Annotated in this window: 10 protein-coding genes and 1 riboswitch; of the genes, 4 read left to right on the forward strand and 6 right to left on the reverse strand. The window is 72.2% G+C overall.

The annotated features are described in order from the left end of the window. The 4 genes from RIF68_RS15870 to RIF68_RS15885 all read right to left on the reverse strand — a co-directional run. Positions 1–710, reverse strand: a 710-nt coding sequence (locus RIF68_RS15870; protein ID WP_309051899.1) for an ABC transporter permease, incomplete at its 3' end; no start/stop codon positions are given. Between the two features lie 361 nt (positions 711–1,071). Further along, complete coding sequence (locus tag RIF68_RS15875; protein WP_309051900.1) at positions 1,072–1,863, reverse strand: enhanced serine sensitivity protein SseB C-terminal domain-containing protein; 792 nt, start codon at positions 1,861–1,863, stop codon at positions 1,072–1,074. A gap of 64 nt (positions 1,864–1,927) precedes the next feature. Then, positions 1,928–2,668 (reverse strand): enhanced serine sensitivity protein SseB, encoded by a 741-nt coding sequence (locus tag RIF68_RS15880; RefSeq protein ID WP_309051901.1) that lies wholly within the window; start codon positions 2,666–2,668, stop codon positions 1,928–1,930. Between the two features lie 118 nt (positions 2,669–2,786). Further along, positions 2,787–3,467: an AAA family ATPase gene (locus RIF68_RS15885; RefSeq protein WP_309051902.1), complete on the reverse strand. Its 681-nt coding sequence runs from the start codon at positions 3,465–3,467 to the stop codon at positions 2,787–2,789. Between the two features lie 157 nt (positions 3,468–3,624). Next, positions 3,625–3,724: riboswitch (glycine riboswitch) on the forward strand. 160 nt (positions 3,725–3,884) lie between these two features. Between RIF68_RS15885 and gcvT the strand changes: the two genes are divergently transcribed. From gcvT to RIF68_RS15905, 4 genes are all read left to right on the forward strand, one after another. After that, positions 3,885–5,000, forward strand: a complete 1,116-nt coding sequence (gcvT, locus tag RIF68_RS15890; RefSeq protein ID WP_309051903.1) for a glycine cleavage system aminomethyltransferase GcvT — start codon at positions 3,885–3,887, stop codon at positions 4,998–5,000. A gap of 77 nt (positions 5,001–5,077) precedes the next feature. Continuing rightward, complete coding sequence (gene gcvH / locus RIF68_RS15895) at positions 5,078–5,455, forward strand: glycine cleavage system protein GcvH (protein WP_309051904.1); 378 nt, start codon at positions 5,078–5,080, stop codon at positions 5,453–5,455. A gap of 30 nt (positions 5,456–5,485) precedes the next feature. Next, a complete protein-coding gene (gene glyA / locus RIF68_RS15900; RefSeq protein ID WP_309051905.1) occupies positions 5,486–6,745 on the forward strand; it encodes a serine hydroxymethyltransferase in 1,260 nt (419 codons plus the stop codon). Positions 6,746–6,911: 166 nt separating this feature from the next. Continuing rightward, positions 6,912–8,282, forward strand: coding sequence for an L-serine ammonia-lyase (locus RIF68_RS15905; protein ID WP_309051906.1), 1,371 nt, complete (start codon positions 6,912–6,914; stop codon positions 8,280–8,282). A 31-nt stretch (positions 8,283–8,313) separates the two neighbouring features. Here RIF68_RS15905 and RIF68_RS15910 read toward each other — a convergent pair whose 3' ends face one another. Together RIF68_RS15910 and RIF68_RS15915 are read right to left on the reverse strand one after the other, a co-directional pair. Further along, entirely contained in the window at positions 8,314–9,225 is a 912-nt protein-coding gene (locus tag RIF68_RS15910; RefSeq protein WP_309051907.1) for a CopD family protein, read from the reverse strand. Between the two features lie 69 nt (positions 9,226–9,294). After that, a complete protein-coding gene (locus tag RIF68_RS15915; protein ID WP_309051908.1) occupies positions 9,295–9,510 on the reverse strand; it encodes an EF-hand domain-containing protein in 216 nt (71 codons plus the stop codon). Positions 9,511–9,560 lie beyond the last annotated feature (50 nt).

Consider the following 9,560-nt stretch of genomic DNA (forward strand, 5'->3'; position numbering starts at 1 on the left):
AGGCTCTGGGCGGCCTCGACGTACTCGCGGTTGCGCAGCGAGAGCGTCTGGCCGCGGACGATGCGGCCCACGTACGGCCAGCCGAAGAAGCCGATCACGAGCACCAGGGCGGCGATGCGGACGCCCGAGCCGTCGAGCCCGAGGAGCTCGTTGGGCAGCACCGAGACCAGGGCGATGGTGAAGAGGAGCTGCGGGAAGGCGAGCATGACGTCCATGACGCGGCTGACGGCGGCGTCGACCCAGCCGCCGAAGTAGCCGGCGACGATGCCGAGGACGGTGCCGAGGAAGACGGCGAAGAGGGCGGCGAGGCAGGCCACGAGCAGCGAGATGCGCGCGCCGTAGACGATGCGGCTGAAGACGTCACGGCCGTTGACGGGCTCGACGCCGAGGAGGAACTCCGAGCTCATGCCGCCGAAGGAGCCGATCGGCGTGCCGAACAGCGGGTCGATCTGGTCCTCGTGGAACTCGTCCGGCGGGTGGCCGAGGAGTCCGACGATCACCGGGGCGAAGATCGCGACGAGGATGAGGAAGACCACGACGAAGCCGCCGGCGAGGGCGAGTTTGTCGCGCTTGAGCCGGGTCCAGGCGATCTGCCAGGGCGAGCGGCCCTCGATCGCCTTGCCGGTGCCGGGGGTGCCGGGGGCGTCGGGCGCGCCGTCGACGGCTGCGGTCGACTCGGCCGCACTCGTCTCGTGCAGTGGTGCCGTCATCGTGGTGAGGACCCCTCTCGGCCGCCGGTAGCCGGCCCTTGCCCGCCGCGGGTAGCGGCTCGGTGGAACAACTGCTGGGCCCTGGCTCGAACGGAGCCGAACGCCCGGTGTTCCGGGGAGTCTTCAATGTGTCCGCGATCACCCGCCAGACCTGGAGGTGAATGTTTGCGCAACCGTGATGCGGTGCTGTGACTTCCGTTATCCGGACGTCGCGATCATCTGAGCGGACCAACCGGGTCCCTCTTCCGCGCAACCGGACATGTCGCCCAACTCCTGCTTCCGCATGGTGAATTGGGGCGAACGAAGGCCCCCGGGGCGAACTCCGGAGGCCTGGGGTGCGGGCGGGAAACGGGAGGGCGTCTCAGTATCCGGACGGTGCGGGTGGCGGGTAACCGTAGCCGGGCACGGACGCGGAACCGCGCCCGCCGTGGGCCTCGCGGTCGTAGAAGGGCCGGGCGTTCGCCCGGAGCCAGAGCGCCACGGGGTCGTACGCGTCGGAGAGGGCGACCGTGGAGACGGGCAGGCCCTCGGGGACGGCGCCGATCGCCTGGCGCATCATCGCCCGCACCTCCTCGACGGCCGCCGCCGAGGTGTCGTACAGATCGAGCCCGATGACCAGGTACGGCGAGCCGAGCGCGGGCTGCACCCAGCCGCGGCGCAGCGAGCGGACGGCCGGGGTGCGGTGGGCGGTGTGCGTGAGCAGGGCGTAGAACTGCGGGATCTCCACGGCGGGCTCGCCGACCCTGAGCGGCCCCGCGGGCATCCGGTCCAGACCGGTGGCGATCCGGCGCAGATCGGCCCAGGGGATGCCGACGCCGCCGCCGGGGGCGTGCGGATTCAGCCAGACGCCCCAGCGGTCGGGGTAGAGGGCACGGGCGATCTCCCGGCCCGTGACGCGCTCGTGGGCGCGGTGCCAGCCGGAGGCCGCCAGCTCCTGGGGGGAGGTGACGCAGGGGGCGTAGCCGAAGCCGTCGACCTCCATGTTCCCGTACTGCGCGTCGGGCGACCCGGCCGAACCCTGCCAGAGCAGCATCCACACCTCGCCGTCGGCGAGGGCGTGGAGCAGCCGCTCGTACGCGTCGTAGCGTCCGGGCGCCACCTGACGCAGCATGTGCTCGACCTGCCCGGCCGCGGCGGTGCCTGACGCGCTCACCCTGGGTTCCGCCCCTCTTGTCGTACGGCTCGCTCGAATCGGTTCAGCTTAGACAGCGGGGCGCTCACCCGGCGGCACGCCGGTAGAAGGGACGCACCCGCTCCAGCATCCAGTCGCCGACGGGGTCCTGGGCCATGTCGAGGAGGATGAGGTTCACGGGCCAGGCGACCTCGACGCGGCCCAGGGCGCGCCCGAGGGCGTCCAGGGGCGCGGTGCGGTCGACGCCGTCCAGGGAGACGAGCTGCACGCCGATGAAGAGGGCCGGCTCGGTGCCCTCGACGCTGGCGAGGGTGCGGCGGGCCGTGGTGACGATCCCGGTGGCCTCGAACTCGGCGGAGGCGGCGGCGAGGAAGTCGACGGGGTCGTCCTGCCAGTCGGGCTCGAAGAGGCGGACGCGGCCGCCGCTGGCGGGGCCGTCGAGCGGAGTGCGGCCGACCCGGCAGAGTTCGGCCACGGCGGGCGGGGGGAGCGGGACGCCGACGATGCCGCCGGGATTGACGGCGATGCCGAGCTGGGGCGGCAGGCCGCGGGCGAAGTCGCGGGCGGGGGCGACGGTGAAGGACATGTGGGGGCCGACGCAGGCGAGGAACTGCTGTTCGGAGCTGAAGACGGGCACGTAGGCCGCGCCGTCGATCTCCATGGTGGCGAGGTCCAGGTCCGTGCTGTCGGGCCCGCCGCCGTTCGGCAGGGGCACCCAGACCGGGCTGCGCCCCAGCACCTCGACGAGCCGGCCGCCTGCGGCGGGGTCGCCCAGCGAGGCGGCCAGCACCTCTTCGAGCTCATTGCCCGGCCACGTCACATCCACGGTCCTGTGTCCCCTTCTCGCACGGTCTGCCGCCCCCGGCCCGTCCCCGGCAGCACCCTAACGCCGCCCCGCCGCCGGTGTGGCCTGAAAGAAGGGTACGAGCGCGCGGGAGCCGCACTCAGGCCGCCTCCCGGAAGCCGATCTTCCGCAGCGCGCCCGCCGCGTCCCGGTCCAGCAGGGTGACCGAGGCGCAGCCGCGGGGCAGGGCGCCCGACCCGGCGGCGTCGAGCAGCCGGCCGACGGCCCGGCGGTGGCGGGCGAAGGCGTAGGCCGAGACGCCGCGGCCCCGCTCGCGCTGGCCGGACCGGGCGGTCTCCGGATCGACGTCGAGCAGGACGAGGTGGAGAGCGCGGCCGCGCCGCCGCGCCTCCCGGGCGAGCCAGCCGCGCACCCAGGACTGGGTGCCGCAGTCGTGCACGATCACGCTCTCGCCGGAGCGCAGGGCGCGGCGCAGCCCGGCGTAGTGCGCGATGCGGACCAGGGGGCGGTAGAGGGCGTACGGCAGGAGGCGCGGCATACGGGCCTCCCAGCGTTCGCGGGCGTCCTGGGAGTCGATGCCCCGGCCGTGCGCGGTCCGCCTCATCAGGGTGGACTTGCCGCTGCCGGGCAGACCGGAGACGACCACCAGGTCACCGGCGGCGAAGGTGAGGGCGCGGGGGCCCCGGCCGCCGCGCTCCCGCAGGTCCCGCAGGAGCCGTCCACGGCCGTGCGAGCGGGTCCGCGCGCGGGCGCGGGCGGGCACCCGCTGGGGCGGTATGCCGGTGCCGGCCGCGAATGCGCCGGTGTGCTCGATCGTCATCGCTCCCCCTGTCGGGTCTCAGGAGACCTGAGGAGACCCTTGCCCACGAAGTGTAAAGAATCGGTAATCCGAGACAAGCGATTTGCCCCGCCGACACCACATGCAATGATGTGCGCGCCAGGCGCGCTCAGCGCCGTACAACCGCATACCGGCCGCTCGAATCCGCGCGGGAGAGTTCCGGACCGCCGAGCGCGTCCGGGCGCCGAAGGAGCAAGACCCTCCCTTGAATCTCTCAGGCCCCGTACCGCGTGGATGAGGCAGATCTGAAAAGCGGGACGCCCGGTGCGTCCCCACCCAAGGTGCAAGCCGAGGATGCCCTCGGTGAACCTCTCAGGTTCCATGACAGATGGGGAGGACGTCCTCGCCCGTCATGTGTTTTCGTCACCGATCACGCCCTTGGGACCCTGGAGCCACCCCATGAGCACTGCCCCCCGCCTCACCGCCCTCGACGCGCTCCATCGTTCGCTGGGCGCGACCATGACCGACTTCGCCGGCTGGGACATGCCGCTGCGGTACGGCAGCGAGCGCGACGAGCACACCGCCGTGCGCACCCGGGCCGGCCTCTTCGACCTCTCCCACATGGGCGAGATCACCGTCACCGGCCCGCAGGCCGTGGACCTGCTGGATCACGCCCTGGTCGGCAACATCTCCACCGTGGGCAACGGCCGCGCCCGCTACACCATGATCTGCCAGGAGGACGGCGGCATCCTCGACGACCTGATCGTCTACCGCCTCGGCGAGACCGAGTACATGGTCGTGGCGAACGCCTCCAACGCGCAGGTGGTCCTGGACGCCCTGGTGGCCCGCGCGGACGGCTTCGACGCGGAGGTCCGCGACGACCGCGACGCGTACGCGCTGATCGCCGTGCAGGGCCCGGAGTCCCCCGGCATCCTCGGGCAGGTCACCGACGCCGACCTGGACGGCCTGAAGTACTACGCGGGCCTGCCCGGCACGGTCGCCGGGGTGCCCGCCCTGATCGCCCGCACCGGCTACACCGGCGAGGACGGCTTCGAGCTGTTCCTGAAGCCCGAGCACGCGGAGGGCGTCTGGAAGGCGCTGACCGAGGCCGGCGCCGGCGTGGGCCTGATCCCCTGCGGCCTGTCCTGCCGTGACACGCTCCGCCTGGAGGCGGGCATGCCGCTCTACGGTCACGAGCTGACCACCGCACTCACCCCCTTCGACGCCGGCCTCGGCCGGGTCGTGAAGTTCGAGAAGCCGGGCGACTTCGTCGGCCGCAAGGCCCTGGAGGCCGCCGCCGAGCGCGCCGAGACCGCCCCGCCGCGCAGGCTCGTGGGCCTGGTCGCCGAGGGCCGCCGCGTCCCGCGCGCCGGGATGTCCGTGGTCGCGAACGGCGAGGTGATCGGCGAGGTCACCTCCGGCGCCCCGTCCCCGACCCTCGGAAAGCCGATCGCCATGGCGTACGTGGACGCGGCGCACGCCGCTCCCGGCACCGAGGGTGTAGGGGTGGACATCCGCGGCACCCACGAGCCGTACCAGGTGGTCGCCCTGCCGTTCTACAAGCGTCAGAAGTGACGGATTCGTCTCACACCACGTCCCACCACGCAAGACCCGCGTACATCCGCACTCCCCCGATCCAGGAGAATCAGGTCATGAGCAACCCCCAGCAGCTGCGTTACACCAAGGAGCACGAGTGGCTGTCGGACGCCGTGGACGGCGTCGCGACCGTCGGCATCACGGAGTTCGCGGCCAACGCGCTCGGCGATGTCGTCTACGCCGATCTCCCGGCGGCCGGCACCACCGTCACCGCGGGCGAGACCTGCGGTGAGCTGGAGTCGACGAAGTCCGTGAGCGACCTGTACTCCCCGGTGACGGGTGAGGTCGTGGAGTCCAACCAGGACGTGGTGGACGACCCGTCCCTGGTGAACTCGGCTCCGTTCGAGGGTGGCTGGTTGTTCAAGGTGCGCGTCGCGGAGACGCCGGACGATCTGCTCTCCGCCGACGAGTACGCCGAGTTCTCCGCCGGCTGAGACCGGGCCCGAGACCCCAGGGATCGAAACATGTCGCTTCTGAACACTCCCCTCCACGAGCTGGACCCGGACGTCGCCGCCGCCGTCGACGCCGAGCTCCGCCGCCAGCAGTCCACCCTCGAGATGATCGCCTCGGAGAACTTCGCTCCGGTCGCCGTCATGGAGGCGCAGGGCTCCGTCCTCACCAACAAGTACGCCGAGGGCTACCCCGGCCGCCGCTACTACGGCGGCTGCGAGCACGTCGACGTGGCCGAGCAGATCGCGATCGACCGGATCAAGGACCTGTTCGGCGCCGAGTACGCCAACGTGCAGCCCCACTCCGGCGCCTCCGCCAACCAGGCCGCGCTCTTCGCGATCGCCCAGCCCGGCGACACGATCCTCGGCCTGGACCTGGCGCACGGCGGCCACCTCACCCACGGCATGCGCCTGAACTTCTCCGGCAAGCAGTTCAACGTGGTCGCGTACCACGTGGACGACGCCGGTCTGGTCGACATGGCCGAGGTCGAGCGGCTCGCCAAGGAGCACCGCCCCAAGGTGATCATCGCGGGCTGGTCGGCGTACCCGCGCCAGCTGGACTTCGCGGAGTTCCGCCGGATCGCCGACGAGGTCGGCGCGTACCTGTGGGTCGACATGGCGCACTTCGCGGGCCTGGTCGCCGCGGGTCTGCACCCGAACCCGGTCGAGTACGCGGACGTGGTGACCTCCACCACCCACAAGACGCTCGGCGGCCCGCGCGGCGGCGTCATCCTGGCGAAGAAGGAGTTCGCGAAGAAGCTGAACTCCTCCGTCTTCCCCGGTTTCCAGGGCGGCCCGCTGGAGCACGTGATCGCGGCCAAGGCCGTCTCCTTCAAGGTCGCGGCCTCGGAGGAGTTCAAGGAGCGCCAGGAGCGCACCCTGGAGGGTGCTCGGATCATCGCCGAGCGCCTGGTCCAGGACGACGTCAGGGAGCACGGCGTGTCCGTGCTGTCCGGCGGCACCGACGTGCACCTGCTCCTGGTCGACCTGCGGGACAGCGAGCTGGACGGCCAGCAGGCCGAGGACCGCCTCCACGAGGTCGGCATCACGGTCAACCGCAACGCCGTCCCGAACGACCCGCGGCCCCCGATGGTCACCTCGGGTCTGCGGATCGGCACCCCGGCCCTCGCCACCCGCGGTTTCCGGGCCGAGGACTTCCGCGAGGTCGCCGACGTCATCGCCGAGACGCTGAAGCCCGGCTTCGACGCCGAGGCGCTGAAGGCCCGGGTCACGGCGCTCGCCGACAAGCACCCGCTGTACCCCGGCCTGAAGTAATTTCGTACGCTTTTGTTCCGCGGTCCGTCCGTGACCGTTCGTACGAACCCCCGGGGCACCGCGCACACTGGACAGTGGGCGCGGTGCCCCACCCCACGTTTTCCGCGCTTTTCTGCTCCACCCCGGCAGACAACGGCGTCTACCAGCCCCCACAAGGAGTCTCCCCGTGGCCATCTCGGTCTTCGACCTGTTCTCGATCGGCATCGGCCCGTCCAGCTCCCACACGGTGGGACCCATGCGCGCCGCCCGGATGTTCGCCCGCCGGCTGAAGAACGAGGGCCTGCTCGCCGGCACCGCCGCCATACGGGCCGAGCTGTACGGCTCCCTGGGCGCGACCGGCCACGGCCACGGCACCCCGAAGGCCGTCCTGCTCGGCCTGGAGGGCCACTCCCCCCGCACGGTGGACGTGGAGAGCGCCGACGGCGAGTTCGAGCGGATCAAGGCGAGCGGGCGGATCAACCTGCTCGGGGCCCACGAGATCCCCTTCTCCTTCGACGACGACCTGATCCTGCACCGCCGCAAGGCACTGCCGTACCACGCCAACGGCATGACGGTCTTCGCGTACGACGACGAGGGCGCGCTCGTCCTGGAGAAGACCTACTACTCGGTCGGCGGCGGCTTCGTCGTGGACGAGGACGCCGTCGCGGGCGAGAACCCGATCGTGCCGGACGACACCGTCCTGAAGTACCCCTTCCGCACCGGTGACGAGCTGCTGCGCCTCACCAAGGAGACCGGCCTGTCGATCTCCGCCCTGATGCTGGAGAACGAGAAGGCCTGGCGGACCGAGGAGGAGATCCGCGAGGGCCTCCTGGAGATCTGGCGGGTCATGCAGGCCTGCGTCTCGCGCGGCATGTCCCGCGAGGGCATCCTGCCCGGCGGCCTGAAGGTCCGCCGCCGGGCCGCGAACTCGGCCCGCAAGCTGCGCTCCGAGGGCGACCCGGCCGCGCACGCCATGGAGTGGATCACCCTCTACGCCATGGCCGTGAACGAGGAGAACGCGGCGGGCGGCCGGGTGGTGACCGCCCCGACGAACGGCGCGGCCGGCATCATCCCCGCCGTCCTGCACTACTACATGAACTTCGTCCCGGGCGCCGACGAGGACGGCGTGGTCCGCTTCCTCCTCGCGGCGGGCGCGGTGGGCATGCTGTTCAAGGAGAACGCCTCGATCTCCGGCGCCGAGGTCGGCTGCCAGGGCGAGGTCGGCTCCGCCTGCTCCATGGCCGCCGGCGCCCTCGCCGAGGTCCTCGGCGGCTCCCCCGAGCAGGTGGAGAACGCGGCCGAGATCGGCATGGAGCACAACCTGGGCCTGACCTGCGACCCGGTCGGCGGCCTGGTGCAGATCCCCTGCATCGAGCGCAACGGCATGGCGGCGGTCAAGGCCGTCACGGCCGCGAAGATGGCCATGCGCGGCGACGGCAACCACCTGGTCTCCCTCGACAAGGTCATCAAGACCATGAAGGAGACCGGCGCGGACATGAGCGTCAAGTACAAGGAGACGGCCCGCGGCGGGCTCGCGGTCAACATCATCGAGTGCTGAGCGGTCCGGTCATCCCCTGGGGCCCCGGGCCTCAGGGGGCGAGCCGGTGCGGGTCCGGCACGACCGTCAGGAGCGCCGAGACCACCATGACGGCCCCCAGGACCCTCAGCTCGGTACGGGCGGGCGGCTGGGCGTCGCCGCCGGTCAGGAGCCGTGAGCGGGCGGCGAGGGCCATCAGGCTCGCCCCGGCGAACAGCAGCAGCTTCACGATCAGGACGCGGCCGTAGGCGGTGGCGAGCACGGCGTCGAGCGGCAGTCTGCGCAGCGTGGAGACGGTGCCGGTGACGGCGAGCGCCCCGTAGACACAGGCGGCCATCCGGGCGTACCGGAGCAGTACCTGCCGCCCGCCCGCGCGCAGCCGCAGGGTGCGCAGCACGTGCAGGAGCGTGCCGCACCAGAGCGAGGCGGCGGTGAGGTGGACGAGGGTGAGCGCGGTGCCGACGCCGAAGCCGGGGGTCTCGGGGTGGGCGCGCAGGGCCTCGGCGCCGATGGCGACGGCCAGGGGGAGCGCGGCCAGTGCGGGTCTGCGGGAGGCGGCGCACAGGGCCGCGAGGGTGAAGGCGTTGGCCGTGACGAGGAGCAGGCGGCCCTCCCGGATCCCGTACACGACGGGGAGGCTCAGTCCGCTGACGGCGGCCAGGAGCAGCAGGAGGGCGGCGGAGGCGGTCGCCGCGAGGAGTGCGGCGGGGACGGACCAGCGGCGGGGCAGGGGGCCCTCCGCGCCGGCGATGCGGGTGCCGGCGAGCTCGCCGGCGTGGACGGCGAGGCCGGTCAGGACGAGCAGGCGGAGCAGCGTGGTGGTGCCGGCCGCGGGTATGCGGAGTTCGCCGGTTCCGGTCTGGGCCAGGCCCGCGCCGAGGAGGGCGACGGCCAGGACGGCCGCGGCGGCGAGGACCACCGCGGTCAGACGGCTCGGCGTACCGAAAGGTCCGGGAAGCGTCACCGGACGATCGTCACCGAGCCCCGGACGGGCGGCAACTCAGGTGGGTGCCGCCCGTCGGGGCGGGCGTGGTCAGGCCTTGCTGTAGTGGCCCCAGAACTCGTCCCAGGACAGCAGGCCGTCGCCGTTGTCGTCGCGCTGCTTGATGAGCGCCTCGGCGACCGTCTCGGTGACGTTGAAGTCGCCCAGCTGCGCCATCACGCTCTTGTACTCCGCGGCGGTGATGAAGCCGTCCCCGTCCACGTCGTACCGGTTGAATGCCGTGCGTGCCGACTCGATGTCCGCCACTGCTTCCGCCCCTTCATGGTGCTTCTCTGACGGGGGCCAGATTAGCGGGC

The organism is Streptomyces sp. (assembly GCF_031178505.1).
GTDB classification, from domain to species: Bacteria; Actinomycetota; Actinomycetes; order Streptomycetales; family Streptomycetaceae; genus Streptomyces; species Streptomyces gulbargensis.

Excerpts from the sequence above, each read along its gene's own strand:
- RIF68_RS15885 (WP_309051902.1), bottom strand. The coding sequence starts at position 3,467 with ATGACGATCGAGCACACCGGCGCATTCGCGGCCGGCACCGGCATACCG.
- gcvT (WP_309051903.1), top strand. The coding sequence starts at position 3,885 with ATGAGCACTGCCCCCCGCCTCACCGCCCTCGACGCGCTCCATCGTTCG.
- gcvH (WP_309051904.1), top strand. The coding sequence starts at position 5,078 with ATGAGCAACCCCCAGCAGCTGCGTTACACCAAGGAGCACGAGTGGCTG.
- glyA (WP_309051905.1), top strand. The coding sequence starts at position 5,486 with ATGTCGCTTCTGAACACTCCCCTCCACGAGCTGGACCCGGACGTCGCC.